The organism is Saccharopolyspora rhizosphaerae, assembly GCF_003931915.1.
In the GTDB taxonomy this organism is placed as follows: Bacteria; Actinomycetota; Actinomycetes; order Mycobacteriales; family Pseudonocardiaceae; genus Saccharopolyspora; species Saccharopolyspora rhizosphaerae.
On the sequence record NZ_RSAA01000007.1, the window covers coordinates 279,914 to 298,286 of the forward strand.

14 protein-coding genes are annotated in these 18,373 nt (G+C 69.6%); 5 read left to right on the forward strand and 9 right to left on the reverse strand.

What is annotated here, in order from left to right:
* Positions 1 to 2 precede the first annotated feature (2 nt).
* From EIL87_RS07960 to EIL87_RS27690, 3 genes are all read right to left on the reverse strand, one after another.
* Positions 3 to 1,244 (reverse strand): putative T7SS-secreted protein, encoded by a 1,242-nt coding sequence (locus EIL87_RS07960; protein WP_125089524.1) that lies wholly within the window; start codon positions 1,242 to 1,244, stop codon positions 3 to 5.
* A complete protein-coding gene (locus EIL87_RS07965; RefSeq protein ID WP_125089525.1) occupies positions 1,241 to 1,582 on the reverse strand; it encodes a WXG100 family type VII secretion target in 342 nt (113 codons plus the stop codon). The genes EIL87_RS07960 and EIL87_RS07965 overlap by 4 nt, the downstream gene beginning before the upstream one ends.
* Before the next feature lie 124 nt (positions 1,583 to 1,706).
* Entirely contained in the window at positions 1,707 to 1,838 is a 132-nt protein-coding gene (locus EIL87_RS27690) for a hypothetical protein (RefSeq protein ID WP_267898833.1), read from the reverse strand.
* Between the two features lie 757 nt (positions 1,839 to 2,595).
* Here EIL87_RS27690 and EIL87_RS07970 point away from each other — a divergent pair.
* From EIL87_RS07970 to EIL87_RS07990, 5 genes are all read left to right on the forward strand, one after another.
* Positions 2,596 to 3,174, forward strand: coding sequence for a dihydrofolate reductase family protein (locus tag EIL87_RS07970; protein WP_125089526.1), 579 nt, complete (start codon positions 2,596 to 2,598; stop codon positions 3,172 to 3,174).
* A 214-nt stretch (positions 3,175 to 3,388) separates the two neighbouring features.
* A complete protein-coding gene (locus tag EIL87_RS27385; RefSeq protein WP_233576095.1) occupies positions 3,389 to 3,760 on the forward strand; it encodes a hypothetical protein in 372 nt (123 codons plus the stop codon).
* A 9-nt stretch (positions 3,761 to 3,769) separates the two neighbouring features.
* A complete protein-coding gene (locus EIL87_RS07980) occupies positions 3,770 to 4,009 on the forward strand; it encodes a hypothetical protein (RefSeq protein WP_125089527.1) in 240 nt (79 codons plus the stop codon).
* 709 nt (positions 4,010 to 4,718) lie between these two features.
* Positions 4,719 to 7,376, forward strand: coding sequence for a type 1 periplasmic-binding domain-containing protein (locus EIL87_RS07985; RefSeq protein WP_125089528.1), 2,658 nt, complete (start codon positions 4,719 to 4,721; stop codon positions 7,374 to 7,376).
* A gap of 64 nt (positions 7,377 to 7,440) precedes the next feature.
* Positions 7,441 to 8,109, forward strand: a complete 669-nt coding sequence (locus tag EIL87_RS07990; protein ID WP_199740305.1) for a maleylpyruvate isomerase family mycothiol-dependent enzyme — start codon at positions 7,441 to 7,443, stop codon at positions 8,107 to 8,109.
* A 47-nt stretch (positions 8,110 to 8,156) separates the two neighbouring features.
* Here EIL87_RS07990 and helR read toward each other — a convergent pair whose 3' ends face one another.
* From helR to carA, 6 genes are all read right to left on the reverse strand, one after another.
* A complete protein-coding gene (helR, locus tag EIL87_RS07995; protein ID WP_233576096.1) occupies positions 8,157 to 10,346 on the reverse strand; it encodes an RNA polymerase recycling motor ATPase HelR in 2,190 nt (729 codons plus the stop codon).
* Positions 10,347 to 10,890: 544 nt separating this feature from the next.
* On the reverse strand, positions 10,891 to 11,235 hold the full coding sequence (locus tag EIL87_RS08000; protein ID WP_125089529.1) for a hypothetical protein: 345 nt from the start codon (positions 11,233 to 11,235) through the stop codon (positions 10,891 to 10,893).
* A gap of 8 nt (positions 11,236 to 11,243) precedes the next feature.
* The gene (locus EIL87_RS08005; protein ID WP_125089530.1) at positions 11,244 to 12,326 is read right to left on the reverse strand and encodes a serine/threonine-protein kinase; all 1,083 of its coding nucleotides are present in this window, start codon (positions 12,324 to 12,326) and stop codon (positions 11,244 to 11,246) included.
* 573 nt (positions 12,327 to 12,899) lie between these two features.
* Positions 12,900 to 13,751 (reverse strand): orotidine-5'-phosphate decarboxylase, encoded by an 852-nt coding sequence (pyrF, locus tag EIL87_RS08010; protein WP_233576097.1) that lies wholly within the window; start codon positions 13,749 to 13,751, stop codon positions 12,900 to 12,902.
* Positions 13,752 to 13,753: 2 nt separating this feature from the next.
* Positions 13,754 to 17,083, reverse strand: a complete 3,330-nt coding sequence (carB, locus tag EIL87_RS08015; RefSeq protein WP_125089531.1) for a carbamoyl-phosphate synthase large subunit — start codon at positions 17,081 to 17,083, stop codon at positions 13,754 to 13,756.
* Between the two features lie 136 nt (positions 17,084 to 17,219).
* A complete protein-coding gene (gene carA, locus EIL87_RS08020; protein ID WP_125089532.1) occupies positions 17,220 to 18,347 on the reverse strand; it encodes a glutamine-hydrolyzing carbamoyl-phosphate synthase small subunit in 1,128 nt (375 codons plus the stop codon).
* Positions 18,348 to 18,373 lie beyond the last annotated feature (26 nt).

Genomic DNA, 18,373 nt, shown 5'->3' on the forward strand with positions numbered 1-18,373 from the left:
GATTACGAAGCCCCCTTGATGGACAGACCGCTGAGCACTCCTGCCACAGCTCCACTGACATTCTTGGCGTCCGTAGTAGCCTGATCATTGGAAATCAAGCCGGCAGCCGCAGGAACCTGCAGCGCAACGCTGGTCCCTCCTTGGAAGGCCTTGGCGACGTTGTGCTGAAGCTCGACCGGCGCATGCGCCGTGACAACCTTGTCAGCGAGGACGTCGAAAGCCTTCGCAGGCTCTTGCGCTGCTTCACCGGCTTCTTGCGCGAACGCGCGGCCGCCCTTGTAAACGGCTTCGCCAGCTGTGTCGAGCATCCCGGACGCACCGGTTGCGCGGCTGACGTCTACCAATCGATCCGCACCTGCGACAACATCCCCTGCTGCGTTGAACCCCTTCGATATCGCCCCTACGCCGGGGATTAGTCCCGCGACGTCACCACCGAGCGAGATCCAACCATTCATGTCGTCGTACTTCTCGTTCACGACCATGTCCGCACCGTGTGCGGCGAGTGCCACGCCCCCGGCGATCAGCGCGACCGGTCCAGCGATGGGAGCGCACACGGGAATGAACGCTAGTGCCCCGGCAACTGCCGACACGATCCCGGCTATGTCACCGATATCGCCGAGATGGTCTTTGAACCACTTGCCGGCGTCGTCCCACATATCCGACAAAGAGTCGAAAAACGGCTTGTTCGGGGCCTTCTGCGCAGCGTCGTTGAGCTTGTCCGCGCAGGTTCGGGCGTCATCTTGCCACGTGTCCTGCAAGTCACCCGCCTTGCGGCGGATGTCCTCGACCTCGTCCCAGGCGTCGTTCGCAGCGTTGATCTTCTGCACGGCGGCGTCACGCAGAGCCGGGTCGTCGGCGTTGTGCTGTGCCGCGTTGCGAGCGTTCTCGGCCGCCTTCGTCTTCGCCTCGTAGTTCTGCAGCGCAAGGCGTGCCCGCTCCTCCAGCCGTGAAGCCTCGGTCTGGTGCTCCTGAAGCCGGTCGCCCCAAGTCGCGAGCGCTTTGCTCGCTTTGTTGAGGGACTCCTGCGCATCGGCGAGGTACTGGGGAAGCTCTCCGAGGCTGCCGACGAATGCCTTGGCTGCTTCGCCTTTCCACACGTCCTCCTGGTTCTTCACCGACACCAGGACTTCGTGAGCTTCGCGCGAATAGGTCGCAGTGTCGTCGAGCTGCTTGGCGACCGAACGCACTGCGGCGACGTCGCCGCGCGCCGGGTCGAATCCCAGCGATGGGTACTTACCGCTCATCGGGCACCCCCAGGATGACCATTGCCCGCGGTCTCCGCCGCGACGTCTCCGGACATCTTCTGAAGGCTCGTGGCGATGGAGTTGTCCAGCTCAGCGTAGGCATGCTTGGAGGCGTCGAGAGCGCCCTTGATCTTGTCGACCGCCTCGCGGAGCTTGTCCAGGCCTTCTTCCCAGTCCAAGCGGAAGTCAGAACACGCCTCGTCGAGCTCGGCCGGCCCCAGGCTTCCCGGCAAGCCGCCCTTCATCCTCTTCGTCGCACCTTCGATGTTCTCGATAGTCCGATCAAGGTTCTTGCCCAAGGCGTCAAGGCCGCCGATATCGACCGAAAAGTCCGACACTCGGTGTCCCCCACAGACAGGTTTCCGCCAGCAAACGGGACACACCGTATCGTGCACAGCCACCGATAGAGGACGATCCAGTGAGATGTGCTCAGCGCAACGGTCTGATCGACTCAGGCGAACATCAGCGAGGTTGCGGGTTGAGCATGCTCCGCCCGATGAACATGTCGATCAGGGACAGCGCGAACGGACTCCACAGCAGCACGAGGCAGACCACCACCGCGCCTACGACGCGCGGCCTCGGTGAGCTCGGCATCTCAACAACACCGTTCTCAGGGGTTTGAGCGGCCGCCACCTCCCAGGCCGCCAGGGACCGCATCTCGGCGTTGGGAATGACGAACCAGATCCCTGTACCCGGCTCGTCAGCGGACTCGCGCTTCAGGCTGCGGGATCAGGTCCTGACCTTCGCGTAGTTGCACGTGCCGTCTTCTTCGTCATCGCCGTTGACGAGGCAGAAGTGGGAGTCGACGCTCTGCCCTTCAGGAGATCCAGGTTGAGTTCTTGGAAGACCCGTCGTGCCGGTAGAGGTGCTTGCCGGCGATGGAGACCACGACTCCACGGTCGTCCGCCTAGCGGTCGGTGATTCGAACCGGGTCACCGTCGGCTCATAGAAGGGCTCACCAGCGCCGATTCTTGACGTCTCCCCACTCGAGGGTTTTGACGACCTCAGCACCCGACTGAGCAGCGGTAACTGCCTAGGCAGGACCGTAGGTGATAGCCGTCATCGCAAGGCACGCGGCGACACAGGCTGACGATTGCAGCACCTTGTTCGTATGAAGTCTCCCCAGTTCGACTACCGGTTTCACCGGCCCTCCGAGACGCTGTCGATGCCACTACAGAGGTGCAACGTGCAGGCTTGTCCATTGATGGCAACGCGTCGGAATTCAGTCCGCGTCATCCGGTTCGTGACATCGTGCCCTTGAATCCACGACACTGTCCTCGGCTCGGGACCGATGAGTTCCTCCCGCTGCGCTGGTCTACCCAGGGGTGGTGCACGCGGAGGAGGGGATGGCATGGCGAAATCCGTCCTGTACATGTCGATGTCGCTCGACGGCTTCATCGCCGGTCCGGAAGACGGCCCGGGAAACGGGCTTGGCGACGGTGGTCATCGGTTGCACGAGTGGCTCGGCGAGGTGGGTTCCGAGCACCCGCACTTCGACCCGCCGGGGGTGAGCGGGCAGGTGTTCGCTGAGGTCATGGCTACGGGCGCGGTCGTCGTTGGCCGGAAGACGTTCGACTACGCCGGTCACTGGGGCGGCGACCACCACGGTGTGCCGATCTTCGTGCCCACGCGCGGCACACCACCAGAGCCGCAGAGCAGCTGGGTTCACTACGTGCCGGACGCCGCGACCGCGATGCGCGAGGCGAAGGCGGCCGCCGGTGACGAGGACGTGATGGTGCACGGCGCCCACCTCGCCCAGTCGCTGCTGCGCGAGGGCCTGCTCGACGAGCTGGAGATCCACCTGGTCCCGGTCGTCCTCGGCGGCGGGCGCCGCTTGTTCGGGCCTGACCACGTCGAGTTCGAGCTGACGCGCGCGCTCGAGGCCCCCGGCGTCACACACCTGCGTTACCGAGTGCTGGCCGCATCGTGACAGCGGCACCCGCACCGGCCTCGTCCACATCGTCGTCCCGCGCGAGTGCAGCCCCGAGTGCTTGCCCGGTGTCCGCAGGTCGCCGAGCTGTCGGTCCCGAGAATTGCCCACGCGCCTTTTCCGCCGGTAGACGGCCGGTAACGGAGCCGTCTCGTCCGGAACACGCCTTGCCGGTCGACTTGTTCTGGGGCAGGAGCCTGACACAATCCGCAGCATGAGTTACGACCCGCGCGACCCCTACGACCGGAACGACCCCGGGCGGTATCCGTACGGGGACGACTACGGGGACCGGCGGCCGCCTCGTCGTCCCGGGCAGGTCGGGGAGACCATCGCGCGGATCGTGCGGATCGTCGTGTCGATCGTGGTGCTGGTGTTCGCGTTGCACGTGCTGTTCGTGGTGCTCGACGCGAACCAGAGCAACGAGTTCGTCTCCTTCATCTACACCTTGGCGCAGACCTTCGTGCTGGGCCTCGGGGACGTCTTCACCCCGGACGACGCGCTGCTCGGTGTGGTGCTGAACTACGCGCTCGCCGCTCTGATCTGGTTCATCGTCGGCCAGATCATCATCAAGATCGTGCGCAAGTAGCGCAGCGCCATGTCGCCACCGTCGAGCTTCCCGCAGTGCGAGCTGTGCGGGGGCACCTTCGTCGGAGGGCTCGCGTTGACGAGCCACCACGAAGTCGGGGTGCACCCGCGCCGGAAGACGCAGTGGCTGCCGATGTCGGGGTTGAGCGCCGTGGTGTGCCTGGGCTGCGGCAACGCGAAGTTCTTCGCCTCGCAGCTCGACAAGCTCAGGAAGCACGCTCAGAAGCGCCCCGACCACTTCGACTGGTGAGCGCGGCGAGCAAGGTCAGCTCCTCGGCGCTGTCGCATGATCTCGAACGCCTGACCTGAGCTGCCTTCGACACCAGGACGTTCGCGGTGGAGGGCCAAGGCCGACCTGCGGGTGGCCGCGGTGACCGTGTTCCCCGTTCGGGGTCGGTCGTCCGGCCACCGACGACCCCGCTCCGTCGAGAGGTGGGGCCTCAGCCTCGCCGGCCCCGGGGTGCGCCGCATCTGCCCCGCCCCGACGTTGCGGTGTGCTCGACGGGCCGAACGCTCTCCGACCAGTCCGTCGGCACGCTCCGGGAACCCGTCGCCTCGGCAACCCCGCCCCCGCGAGCTCCCCGCCCACCCAGGTCCGGCGTCCAGCCCAAGGGCTCCCTCGCAGTCCTCCGTTGAACTGGCCACCGGCCAACGACTGCTCGATGGCGCCAGGCCATCGCGGACCTCACCTGCGAGTCCGCACCCGCGAGCTCGCGTGCCTCGTCGGTCCCTCCGGGTGCGGCACAACCGCAGGCCGGCGAAGATCTCCGGCGAGCAGGACGGCGGCCATCGTGCACCGGATCACCACGTCTGACCAGCTTGCACGGCTGCTGCTCGAGCTCGCGTGATCGATCCGGTCGTCCGCCGGATGGGCCGATCGGGCCAAAAGCCGTACAACACCGCGGTTTTCCCGGGTAATGTTCCTAGACTACGCGTTTCCTCCGGCGGATAGGAGTGCGATGCGCAGTGATCGAGACGCCCTGGGATTCGACGGAGCACCTGAGTTCCTGACGTGGCTCTTCTCGCTCGCCCGGCGCCCACGGCCGTTCCGCGCGGAGGAACCACTCCCCCTCGTCCACGTCCGCACGGCTGAAGGCTCGGCCTACGCGTTCCTGTCGGCGCTGCACCAGCACTGGACCAAGCACCGGTTGCGCGGAGCGCGCCGGATCGCGCTGGTCCCGGCGACGCGGACGGCCGAGAGCGACGCGGACGGGCGCAGCGACGAAGAGCGGTTGCTGGCCTCAGCGGCGGTGCACTTCTTCCAGCGGCGGCGAGGACGGCGGCTGGGACCGGGAGCGCGGCACTTCGCGCTGGCCTCGTGGCTGGTCTCGCTGCGCCGCGAAGCGACCGATCGCACCTCCGACGCCGACAGCCCGAGCCTGTCGGAGAAGGAGGTGAGCAGGCAGCTCCGAGCGCACTTCGCCGGGTACGAGATCGTCCACGACGAGGGCGGACGCACGCACCGCAGCAGTGTGCCCCTCGCCGCCATCAGCGACCTGCCCTGGTGGATCAAGCTGCCGGCGTTCCTCGTGCCGCTGGCGTCGAGCATCGCGGCGATCCTCTTCGGGCCGCACAAGTGGTTCGAGCACCGCGGCGGACGACGCCAGCAGCGCGATGCGGAGCTGCTCACCGGCAGCCTGCTCGACCTGGCCCGCCGGTTCGCCGGCTTGGAGGGCGAGGCGCCGAGCGAGTCGCAGATCCGTTCCCTGCTGACCGACGCCCTGCTGGAAGACCTGCGACGCGCGCACGGCAAGAAGGTGTTGTTCGGCCGGCTCAGGCGCGGGCCGACCCACCCCGTCCTGCTGTTGGAGTGCGAAGGCGGCGAAGCAGCGGTCACCCTGCTCAAGACCATCGCCGAGGTGCGCAACGCTCGTCCCCGGCGAGGTCCGTTCAAGCGCGATCCGCTGCTGGTGGTCGCCGCGGGACCGCAGTCGGCCACCGACATCGACCCGCGCGTTCCCGACGTCGCGCAGGCCGGGAGCCCGGAGACCGCCTACGAGGACTGGCGCAGGAACTTGGAGGAGAGGTACGCGAAGCGCGAGCGCGTGTGGCTGCTCCCCTTCGAGCTTCCCGAAGCCTCCCCCGCCCCCACGATCCACGACCGCGTGCGACGCACCCGGCCACCGCTGCGCATCCCCTGGACCTCCTTCGCCGCCATCGCCGCGCTCGTCGCAGGCCTCATCGCGGTTCCCGTCACCAGCTACGAGTTCTGCCGCCCTCTGTGGTCCCCGTCGGTGGCGCTGTGGCCGCCCGGCATCCGCGACGACCTGAGGCGGGAGCAGCTGCCTCACGGTGACGACCAGTGCGTCGGGTTGGCAGACGGCATACCACCGCTCGTGTCACGGGAGCTGGACCAGCCCCTCGACGAGATCGCCAAGTACAACGCGAAGGCCGAGTCGGATCCCGACCACCTCACCGTGGTGCACCTGACCATGTTCTCCCCGGGCACCGACCAGGGAGTGCGCGCCACGCGAGAGGAGCTGCGCGGCATCGCGATCGCGCAGCGGGAGACGCTCGGCCTCGACGTGCCCGTGCGGCTCCTGCTGGCCAACGCCGGCGCGAGGATGCAGTTCGCCGACGTGGCCGCCGAGGAGATCGTCGACGCGAAGCACCGGGGCGAGCGCATCGCCGCGGTCGTCGGGCTCGGGCTCAGCACGCACACGACCATCGAGGCGGTCCGCATCCTCGGCCGGGAAGGGATCGCGTCGGTGGGATCGGCGACCACCGCCGAAGGCCTCGCGCAGGCCTCGCAGTTCTACTACCAGGTCAGCCCGGACAACAACCGCCAAGCGCAGTTCGCCGCGCGGCACGCCAAGGACCAGCTGCACGCCCGACGGGCACGCATCTACCACTCCGCCGACCCGAAGGACATCTACAGCGCCGAGCTCGCACAGGCGATGGAGCAGGAGCTCACGAACGCGCAGGTGCACGTCGTGGAGAAGGAGGGTTATCGGGTCACCGCTGACGGGCCGGGTGAACGGGTCCACCAGCTCGGGCGGAACGCGTGCCAGGCGACGCAGGTCGACGGGGAGATCGTCGTCTACACCGGGCGCGCGGAGGAGTTCGAGGACTTCCTGGTCGGGATGCGGTCGCGCTGCCAGAACCAGTACCCGCAGATCCTGGCCGCCGACGACGTGTCCCGCTTCGTGCTCACCGGCAGGAGCCAGAACTACCCGGAGCTCAAGCTCGAGTACATCATGCTGGCCAGCAGCGCCATGTGGGGCGTGAACTGCGAGCGGACCCGCGCGCAGAGCAACTTCTACAAGTCCTACGAGGAGCTCTTCGGCCGGGCCTGCGACGAGAACCGCGACGGGCGCGCACTGCTGACCTACGACGCTCTGACCGTCGTTCGCCAGGCGGCGACGAACGTCCTCGCGCGCGATGCGGCGGTGCTGGACAAGCAGGGGATCGCGGCCGGGATGCACGAGATCAGCGGTAGGGGCGAGGTCACCGGCGTCAGCGGCGACCTGGACTACTCGGACCCCGACAACCCGCAGATCCCCGTGGAGAAGGCGATCCTGCTCCTGCGCGCGACGAGCGGCCAACCCTGCCTGGTCACAGCAGAAGGCAAGTTCAGCCCTCCCGAGGTGAAACCCGACTGCCCGGCCAGCGGGTGACGGCCGCGGGAGTACCGTCGGTGTTCCTCGTGCGAGCAGCACCACTGAGGACGGGAGGCCGGAAGTGCCAGGGGAACGCAAGAACGGCGACGTCGGGGAGATCTTCCGCATCTCGGAGGAGAACCGCCTGCTGGCCGCGGACATGTTCGCGTCGTTGACGCCGGAGCAGTGGCGGACACCGAGCCTGTGCGGTGGGTGGACGGTGCGGGAGGTGGCCGCGCACCTGCTCGCCCCGCTCGAGTCCCGCCTCACCTGGCCTCGGGTGCTGCTCAGCGTCCTGCGCTACCGCGGTGACCTCGACCGCTACGTCGACGAGCAGACCCGCGAGTGGGCTCGTCGGCCCACCGACGAGCTCGTGGCCGGCCTGCGCCGTGGGGCCGGAACCCAGATGGACGTGCCGTTCGTCGGTCCCTACGGTCCGATGACCGACACCTGCATCCACTTGCGCGACGCCGCCCGGCCGCTCGGCCTCGACGTCAACCCGCCGCCCAGGTCGTGGCGAGCAGCGTTGGACTTCCTCGTCTCGAAGACCGGCGCTCGTGCCTTCTTCCCGGCCGCTCGTCTCACCGGCCTCCGCCTCACCGCCACCGACCAGGACTGGGCTGGGGGTGAGGGCACCGAGGTGTGCGGACCGTCCGAGGCGCTGGCCCTGGCGATCACCGGACGCCCGGTCGCTCTCGCCGACCTCGAAGGACCAGGCGTCGACGTCCTCAGCTCCCGCATCACGGCCTGAGTCCCTGACGCGCTCCACACCCAGCGCCAGTCCGATGTGGTCGGTGATCACTGCCGCACGACAGCGGTCTCGATCGTCACCTCTGATCCGGCGAGGAGGTCTGGAAGGGGCTCTTCGTGGAGGATCCCGAGGCGTTGGGTGGCTCGGGTGAGCGCCACGTAGAGGTCGGCTGCGCCCTGGGCGTTGCCGGTGAGGACGCGGGCGGGTTCGACCAGCAGCACCGCGTCGAACTCGAGGCCCTTGGTGTCCGACGGGACCACCGCGCCCGGCACGTCCGGCGGGCCGATGACGATGCTGGTCCCCTCCCGCTGCGACTCGGACTCGGTGAACTCGCTGATGCAGCGGGCGAATTCGGCCCTGCTCACCTGGCGGCGCCAGGGGCGGACTCCGCACGAGCGGACCGATTCCGGGGGCGTGACGTCCGGCGCGAAACCGGCGAGCACAGCGGCCGCGAGCTCCATGATCTCGGACGGGGTGCGGTAGTTGACAGTGAGTTCGCGGTCGGCCCAGCGCCCGGGCACGTAGCGGTCGAGCACCGCGCCCCACGTGGCCGCACCCGCCGGTGAGCGGCGTTGCGCGAGATCCCCGACGACCGTGAACGACCGGCTGGGACAGCGGCGCATCAGCACCCGCCAGTCCATCTCGGACAGCTCTTGCGCTTCGTCGACGACGACGTGCCGGTAGGTCCAGTCACGATCGGCGGCGGCTCGTTCCGCCACATCGCGGGTGTCGTGCTCGACGAAGCGTTCGGCCAGGTCCGCGGCGTGCAGCAGGTCCTGGGCCAGCAGGTGGTCCTCGTCGTCCATCAGGTCGTGGCGTTCGGTCTGCAGGATCTCCAAGACCCCGGCGGCGTACTCGGTCTCGGCTGCCTCCTCCGCGTTCGACCTGGGCTTCTTCACCTCACCCAGCAGGTCGACGAGCTCGTCGAGCAGCGGCACGTCGGACACCGTCCAGGCGTGGCCGTCGCTGCGGTACAACGCCTCCGCACCCACCGCGAGCAGCCGGTCCGGCGAGGAGTAGAGGTCGGCGAGCAGCTGTTGCGGTGTGAGCACCGGCCACAGCTCCTCCACGGCCGCCGCGAAGTCCGGGTGCTCGGCGAGCTCGGCCAGCAAGTCGGCGCGCACGTTCTCCCACGCCTCCGTGTCCTCCCTGGTCAACCAGCCCTTCCCGATGCGGCCGATGGCGCGTTCGGTGAGCACGTAGGTGACGATCTCGAGGAACACCGCGCGGGCCTCGTTGTGCGGGAGTCCGCTGTCGCGGGCCTCCTGCCGCGCCCACTCGGCGGTGGGGGCGTCCAGGCGCACCACCACGTCCTCCAGCTCGATGTGGCGAGGCTCCTCCGGCAACCGCTGCCGGTCGGCGATGGCCGCCCGCAGCACGTCGAGAACCTGCAACGAGCCCTTGACCTCGGCCGCTTCCGGACGATCTTCTGCGGTGACGTGCAAGCCGGGCACCAGGTCCCCGGTGGTCGCGAACACGACGTCGGACTCGCCCAGAGACGGCAACACGCGCCCGATGTGGTTCAGGAACGCCGGGTTCGGGCCGACGACCAGCACGCCGCTGCGCTCGATCCGCTCGCGATGCGTGTAGAGCAGGTAGGCGACGCGGTGCAGCGCCACCACGGTCTTGCCGGTCCCCGGCCCACCCTCGATGACCAGCACGCCCGGGTGGTCCAGGCGGATGATCCGGTCCTGCTCGGCCTGGATGGTCGCGACGATGTCGCGCATCCCTTCCCCTCGCGGCGCGTTGACCGCCGCGAGCAACGCCGCATCACCCGCCGCCTCCCCGTCCGGGCGGCCCAGCACCTCCTCCGTGTAGCCGGTGATCTCACGGCCCCGGGAGTGGAGTTGCCGCCGCCGGCGCATGCCTTCCGGGCTGGCCCCGGTCGCGGTGTAGAAGGGTCGCGCCACGGGGGCACGCCAGTCCACCAGCAGCGGCCGGTAGTCGTCGGCCTCGTCGAACAGACCGATGCGACCGATGTAGCGGCGCTCGCCGTCGACCGCGTCCAGGCGACCGAAGCACAGGCCGTGGTCGGCCACGCCCAGCCGCTTGAGCTCCCGGGCCTGCGCCCGCACCGCCACGTCGCGTTCCACCAGCGACGTCCCCGTGCCCCGCAGCGCCTCCTGGTAGCGGTCCTCGACGCGAGCGCGTTCGGCGTCGAGCTTCTCGTAGAGCTCGACGACGTAGGCGCGTTCGGACCGCAGTTCTTCTTCCCGCACGGACAATGCCCCTCGCATGTGATCGACTCCCCCATCCGGGCGCGGCGTTTTCGCTGGTCGCAGCCCAGGCGAAGCATTGTGCGGCACGACCCCGGCCTTGCCGCAAGTCCCCCACCCCCGGGTAAGATGAGAGCGGGACGAGGCGGGGATCGCCCTTCCCGGCGAGTTCTTCGCATCCTGCTTTCCGAACTCCGTCCTCTCCTTCCCGCCGATGACGCCTGTTCTGCCTCGCACGGTGGTCCACTCGCCGAGGCCCACAACCACACGCCCCGTGAGCGCGTGCGGACGCCGATCCCCCACTGGTCCAATGTGGAGGGGCGAGATCACGTGCTGCGCGGCAGGTTCCCGGAGTGAGCGTCACCGCGAGGTCGCCGTGGCACTGAGGCGCGGGACGCGGCCCTAGCGCGGCCACGCGCGGCTGACTGATCAGTGCCACCTCGAGCACGAGCGAAAGCACAGGGCACGGGTCGAACCTCGCGAGAACTTCGAATCGTCCCGGGCGGGTGACCGTGGTGGACGCAGGTGTGGAAGGTTCGGAGCGTGAGGCGTCAGGAGCTGGGGCTCAGTCGTCGCTGCCCCGGGTCTTCTTGTCCTCGGCCCGGGGTGCGGGCTCGACCGTCACCGTGACCGGGGTGTTCCCGGTGGCCGCCGGGACCGCGCGGACGTCTTCGGCGACCCGTTCGGCGGCGGCCATGATGGAACCGGCGTCGTCGGGGGCGAGCGTGCCGTCCGCGACGGCCTGGGCGATGTCGCGGTGCAGGGCGACGAGAGCGGTCTCCGCGTCGAGGCGGTTCTGCGCCAGCGCCGCGGCCTTGACCTCGGCGACGCGGGCGCTCAGCTGCGCGCGCACCTGCGGGTCCTCGCCGCAGCCGGCCAGCGCGAGCCCGACCAGGAGAAGGGCGGGCACCAGCCGGATCATCCGCGCACCAGCCTTTCCAGATCCTCCAGGTCGGCGGGCAGGCGTTCCGGACCGGGCGGACCGGAAACCGCTGGCAGTTCAGGTGTTCCGCTCGAGTCGGGCCAGAGGACCACCGCGAGCACCGTCACGACCGCGATCACCACCACGCCTGCGGCGATCGACGCCACGGGGCGTTGCTGGGAGGGCTGCTGGGTCGGCATCGACTGCGTCGGAGGGCGCTGCACGCGCTGCTGTGGAACTCGCGGAGGCGGTGCCACCACCGGCGCCGGGATCGGGGTGATCACCTCGGTGGTGCGACCGCTCAGCAAGTCACCGGCCTGCTCAGCGGTGATCCGGCGGGTCGGGTCCGAGATGAGCATCGCCAGCAGGCCGCGGCGCAGGCGCGCCGGGATGCCGTGAGGGACTTGGGGCGAGCGCACCAGTCGAGCCACCGCCGCGTCCGGACCGCCCGGGTACTCCACCCGGCCGGTCACGCACTCCAGCAGCACCAGGCCCAGCGCGTAGACATCGGCCGGAAAACCCACGGCACCACCGGAAACCTGCTCCGGAGCCATGTAGGTGGTGGTGCCCACGACCATGCCCGAGTCGGTCAGCCGCCCCGCGGCGTCCGCCAACCGCGACACCCCGAAGTCGGCGAGGAACGCGCGGCCGTCGTTGCTGAGGAGGACGTTGGTGGGCTTGACGTCGCGGTGCACGACGTCGTTGCCGTGCACGTACGCCAGGACGTCGGCGAGCTTCCCGCCGATGTCGGCGACGTCCTCGGGCTGCATCGGGCCGGTCTCGGCGACGTCGGCCAGCGTGCCGCCCTCGACCAGCTCCATGATCAGGAACAGCTCGTCCTCGTCGGCGCTGAAGTCGTGCACCGTCACCAGGCCCGGGTGGCTCAAGCCCGCCAGGATCCGGGCCTCCTCGGCGAAGCGCTTGCGCCCCAGCTCATCGGTCGCCGAGCGGAACACCTTGGCGGCCACGAGCCGCTGCAGTCGGGTGTCCATGGCCCGGTGCACGTCGGCCATCCCACCGCCGCCCAGGCGGGCACCCAACCGGTAGCGCCCACCCAGCAGCGGAGCATCGTCGGTCATGCACCCTCCGAACTCCTCACCCACTGACCCTATCGGGTGGCAGCACGGGGCCCAACGACTGGAGTGAGCAGCAATCATGGTGCGCTACCAGATCTTTACCGGCGGGTGACCCTCCACTGTTCCACGCCAGTACCGACCACCCGAACCCCGGCGAGTCCAGCTCGCCCCGGTCGTTCGCGAGACCGCACACCACCCCGGCGACCACCTCGAAACGGTGATGGCCCTCCGCGATCAAGGAACGCGCCGACCGCCTTCCACCACCGGAGCCCCACCGGAGCGACCTGGCACAACTCGCCGCCGCGCCCAGCCAGACATCCGCCTCGACGAACCCGATACCCAAGCCGTCGCGTCACCTGACCGGGTGCGCGGCGGAAGCGCGCGGGTAGGTGAACGAGGGCGACGCGGGCGTTGGGGACGGGAGGTCCGGTGTCGTGGGTCCGGGAGCTGCGCCCGGGGCGAGCCCCCGAGAAGCAGGCGCACCGGAGGGCGGGGGGCCGGAGCGCAGAAGGCACGAGAAACGGTGGGGAAAGAGGGCCTGTGCGCCGTGCGCACAGGCCCTCTTCGGGTGGGTCGTCAGATGCCGAGTTGGCGGTTGATGTCTTCCGCGATGCGGGCGTGGGCGTCCTGGAGGGACTGCACCGCGGGGCCTTGGCGCAGGACGTCCCGCGACGTGGTCGGCAGGACGTTCGGCAGAGCCCTGCCGAACAGGGCCTTGAGGTCCCGGACCGTCGCGCCCTGGGCGCCGAGGCCCGGGGCGAGGATCGGCCCGTTGAGGGCGGAGAAGTCCAGCTCGCCCGCCGGGATCGTGGCTCCGGCCACCACCCCGACGTGACCCATCGGTTCCTTGTCCAGGTTGGACTCCGCCGCGCAGTCCACGATGTGCTGACCGACCGCGTCACCGCTGCCGTGCACCGACTGCTGCAGGCCCACGCCCTCCGGGTTGGAGGTGCGGGCCAGCACGAACACACCCCTGCCGTTCTGCTCGGCCAGGCCGATGGCCGGGGCCAGCGAGCCGTAACCGAGGTACGGCGAGACCGTGATCGCGTCGGCGGCCAGCGGCGCGTGCTCGTCGAGGTAGGCCATGGCGTACGCCGCCATCGTCGAGCCGATGTCACCGCGCTTGACGTCCAGCAGCACCAGCGCACCGGCCTGCCGCGACTCGGTGATCACCTTCTCCAGCACCGCGATCCCGGCCGACCCGTAGGCCTCGAAGAACGCCGATTGCGGTTTGAGCAGCGCCACCCGGCCGGCCAGCGCCTCCACCACCGTCATCGCGAACCGCTCCAGCGCCTGGGGACTCTCCCCGAGCTCCCAGGCGTGCAGCAGCGACGGGTGCGGGTCGATGCCCACGCACAGCGGCCCGCGCCGGCGCACCGCCTCGGCGAGGCGGGCGCCGAAGCCGGCCCGCAGTGGCGAGTCAGCCACCGTCACTCACCGCCCTGCCGCAGCGCGGCCTGCAAGGCCTGCAGCGGCCGGACACCGATGTTGCCCTGGATCCCGGCCTCGATGCCCTGCACCGCCGCAGCCGCGCCCTGCACCGTGGTGATGCACGGGACGTCGCGGGAGACCGCCGCGGTGCGGATCTCGTAGCCGTCGACCCGCGGGCCCGGGTTGCCGTACGGGGTGTTGATGATCATGTCGACCTCGCCGGCCTTGATCAGGTCGACGACGTCGCGCTCCCCCTCGACGGACTCGGTGTGCTTGGCGACCACGGTGGAGGTGATGCCGTTGCGCCGCAGCACCTCCGCGGTCCCCTCGGTCGCCAAGATCTCGAACCCGAGGTCGGCGAGCCGCTTGACCGGGAACACCAGCGAGCGCTTGTCCCGGTTGGCCACCGAGACGAACACCTTGCCGGAGGTCGGCAGGGACCCGTAAGCACCGGCCTGCGACTTGGCGAAGGCCTGGCCGAAGGAGGTGTCGATGCCCATGACCTCACCGGTGGACTTCATCTCCGGCCCGAGCAGCGAGTCCACGCCGACGCCCTCGCGGGTGCGGAAGCGGTGGAACGGCAGGACCGCTTCCTTGACCGCCACCGGCGCGTCGACCGGCAGGTCCGCGCCGTCGCCCTCGGCGGGCAGCACACCCTCGGTGCGCAGCTCGGAGATCTTGGCGCCCAGCATGATCCGCGCCGCGGCCTTGGCCAGCGGAGCGGCAGCGGCCTTGGAGACGAACGGCACCGTGCGGGAGGCGCGCGGGTTGGCCTCGAGCACGTACAGCACGTCGTCCTTGAGCGCGTACTGCACGTTGAGCAGGCCGTGCACGCCCACACCGCGAGCGATCGCCTCGGTGGAGCGGCGGACCATCTCGATGTCCTGGCGCCCCAGGGTGATCGGCGGGAGGGCGCACGCCGAGTCGCCGGAGTGGATGCCGGCCTCCTCGATGTGCTCCATCACGCCGCCGAGGTAGATCTCGGTGCCGTCGCACAGCGCGTCGACGTCGATCTCGATCGCGTCGTCGAGGAACTTGTCCACCAGCACCGGGTGCTCCGGGGTGACCTCGGTGGCGCGGGCGATGTAGTCCTCGAGGGACGCCTCGTCGTAGACGATCTCCATGCCCCGGCCGCCGAGCACGTAGGACGGGCGCACCAGCACCGGGTAGCCGATGTCGTCGGCGATCCGCTTGGCGCCCTCGAACGAGGTCGCCGTGCCGTACTGCGGGGCCGGCAGACCGGCCGCGACCAGCACGTCTCCGAAGGCACCGCGCTCCTCGGCGAGGTGGATGGCTTCCGGCGGGGTGCCCACGACCGGCACGCCCGCGTCGGCCAGGCGCTGCGACAGCCCCAGCGGGGTCTGGCCGCCCAGCTGCACGATCACGCCGGCGACCGTGCCCGACTCCTGCTCGGAGTGCACGACCTCCAGCACGTCCTCGAAGGTCAGCGGCTCGAAGTACAGCCGGTCCGAGGTGTCGTAGTCGGTGGAGACCGTCTCCGGGTTGCAGTTGACCATCACCGTCTCGTACCCGGCGTCGCGCAGCGCCATGGCCGCGTGCACGCACGAGTAGTCGAACTCGATGCCCTGCCCGATCCGGTTCGGGCCGGAGCCGAGGATGATCACCTTGGGCTTCTCGCGCTGCTCGGCGACCTCCGACTCCGCGGCGGGGTCGGACTCGTAGGCCGAGTAGTGGTACGGCGTCTTCGCGGCGAACTCGGCGGCGCAGGTGTCGACGGTCTTGTAGACGGGCCGCACGCCCAGCCGGTGGCGCAGCGCGCGCACGCCGTCCTCCCCGGCCAGTTCCGGGCGCAGCGCGGCGATCTGGCGGTCCGACAGGCCCGCGCGCTTGGCCACCCGCAGCAGCGAGGCGTCCAGCACCGGGGCGTCGACGAGCTCGCGGCGCAGCTCCACCCACGCGGCGACTTGGTCGACGAACCACGGGTCGATGCCCGAGGCGTCGTGCACCTGCTCGACGGTGGCGCCGAAGCGCAGCGCGCGCTCGACGGTGTAGATGCGCCCGTCGTGCGCGGTGCGCAAGTCGTCCAACGTGGACTGCAGCGTGGCGTCGTCGGGGTCGGGCCGGGTCCAGAAGCCGACGGACTTGGTCTCCATCGACCGCAGCGCCTTGCCCATCGCCTCGGAGAAGCTGCGGCCCACGGCCATCGCCTCGCCGACGCTCTTCATGGTCGTGGTGAGCTCCTGGTCCGCGCCCGGGAACTTCTCGAAGGCGAACCGCGGCACCTTCACGACCACGTAGTCCAGCGTGGGCTCGAACGACGCCGGGGTCTCCCCGGTGATGTCGTTCTGGATCTCGTCGAGGGTGTAGCCGACGGCCAGCTTCGCGGCGATCTTGGCGATCGGGAAGCCGGTGGCCTTCGACGCCAGCGCGGAGGACCGCGACACGCGCGGGTTCATCTCGATGACGACCATGCGGCCGGTCGTCGGGTTGATGGCGAACTGGATGTTGCAGCCACCGGTGTCGACCCCGACCTCGCGCAGCACCGAGATGCCCACGTTGCGCATGTGCTGGTACTCGCGGTCGGTCAGCGTCATCGACGGCGCCACGGTCACCGAGTCACCGGTGTGCACGCCCATCGGGTCGACGTTCTCGATGGAGCAGATGACCACCACGTTGTCGGCGTGGTCGCGCATCAGCTCCAGCTCGTACTCCTTCCAACCGAGCACGCTCTCCTCGATGAGCACCTCGTGCACCGGGGACTCGGCCAGGCCGAAGGAGGCCATCCGCTCGAGCTCGTCCTCGGTGTGCGCCATGCCCGAGCCCAGGCCACCCATGGTGTAGCTGGGCCGGATGACCACCGGCAGGCCCGCCCCTTCGACGAACGAGCGCACGTCGTCCATCGACTTGCAGACCTTCGAGGAGGGCACCTCGCCGCCGACCGAGCGCACGATGTCCTTGAACATCTGCCGGTCCTCGCCGCGCTGGATGGCGTCGACGTCGGCGCCGATGAGCTCCACGCCGTACTTCTCCAGCACGCCGCGCTCGTGCAGCGCGATCGCGGTGTTCAGCGCCGTCTGCCCGCCCAGCGTCGCGAGGATGCTGTCGACCGGCCGGCCGGCTTCCTGCTCGTTGGCGAGCACCTTCTCGACGAACTCGGGGGTGATCGGCTCGATGTAGGTGGCGTCGGCGAACTCCGGGTCGGTCATGATCGTCGCCGGGTTGGAGTTCACCAGCGAGACGCGGATGCCCTCCTCCCGCAGCACCCGGCACGCCTGGGTGCCCGAGTAGTCGAACTCGCAGGCCTGGCCGATCACGATCGGCCCAGAACCGATGACCAGAACGTGGTTGATATCAGTCCTCTTGGGCATCAGCGCTGTACCGCCTCTCCGCAGTTCGCAGTGGTGGTGACGTGGGGCGGCATCTCTCGTCCCGAGATCCGCGCTGCTGGCTGGGCGTCACGTTCCCCCGGGATGCCGCGCACGGCGCGGCTGGGCACAACGCTGTTCATGACTTGCTCGATTCCGACATGAGGTCCACGAAACGGTCGAAGAGCGGGGCGGCGTCGTGGGGTCCTGCCGCCGCCTCGGGGTGGTACTGCACGGAGAACGCCGGGCCGCCCAGCAGCCGCAGGCCTTCGACGGCACCGTCGTTGGCGCAGTGGTGGGACACGACCGCGCGGCCGAAGTCGGTGTCGAACTCCTCGCCCGGCTCGCCTTCCACGGCGAAGCCGTGGTTCTGCGCGGTGATCGCGACCTTGCCGGTCTCCTGGTCGATGACCGGGATGTTGATGCCCCGGTGGCCGTACTGCAGCTTGTAGGTGCCGCGCCCGAGGGCGCGACCGAGCACCTGGTTGCCGAAGCAGATGCCGAACAGCGGCAGCTTGCGGTCCAGGGCTTGGCGGGTCAGCTCGACCTGCGCGTCGGTGGTCGCCGGGTCACCGGGACCGTTGGACAGGAACAGCCCGTCCGGCGCGATCTCCAGGACCTCGTCCATCGTGGACGCCAGCGGCATCACGTGGATCTCGATGCCCCGCTCGGCCATCATCCGCGGCGTGTTCGCCTTGATCCCCATGTCCAGCGCGGCCACCCTGAAGCGCTTCTCGCCCAGGGCGGGGATCACGTAGGTCTCGCCGGTGGTGACGTCGCCCGCCAGGGAGGCGCCGACCATGCCCGAGGAGTCCTTGACCGCGGCGACCATTTGCTCGTCCGAGACCAGCTCGGGCCCGGAGAAGATGCCGCCGCGCATGGCGCCCAGCTCCCGCACGTGGCGGGTCAGGGTGCGGGTGTCGATCCCGGAGATGCCCACGACGCCCTGCTCGGCGAGCTCGTCGTCCAGGCTGCGCGTGGAGCGCCAGTTCGAGGGCCGGCGGGCGGGGTCGCGCACGGCGTAGCCGGCGACCCAGATCTTCTCCGACTCGTCGTCCTCGTCGTTCCAGCCGGTGTTGCCGATCTGCGGCGCGGTCTGCACCACGATCTGGCGGTGGTACGAGGGGTCGGTCAGCGTCTCCTGGTAACCGGTCATGCCGGTGGTGAACACGACCTCCCCGAGGGTGCGGCCCACCTTGCCGTAGGCCTCCCCGCGGAAGATCCGGCCGTCCTCGAGCACCAACGCGGCCGGGGTGTGCGCGGTCATCTGTCCTCCTGTGCCGGCGTGGGTGC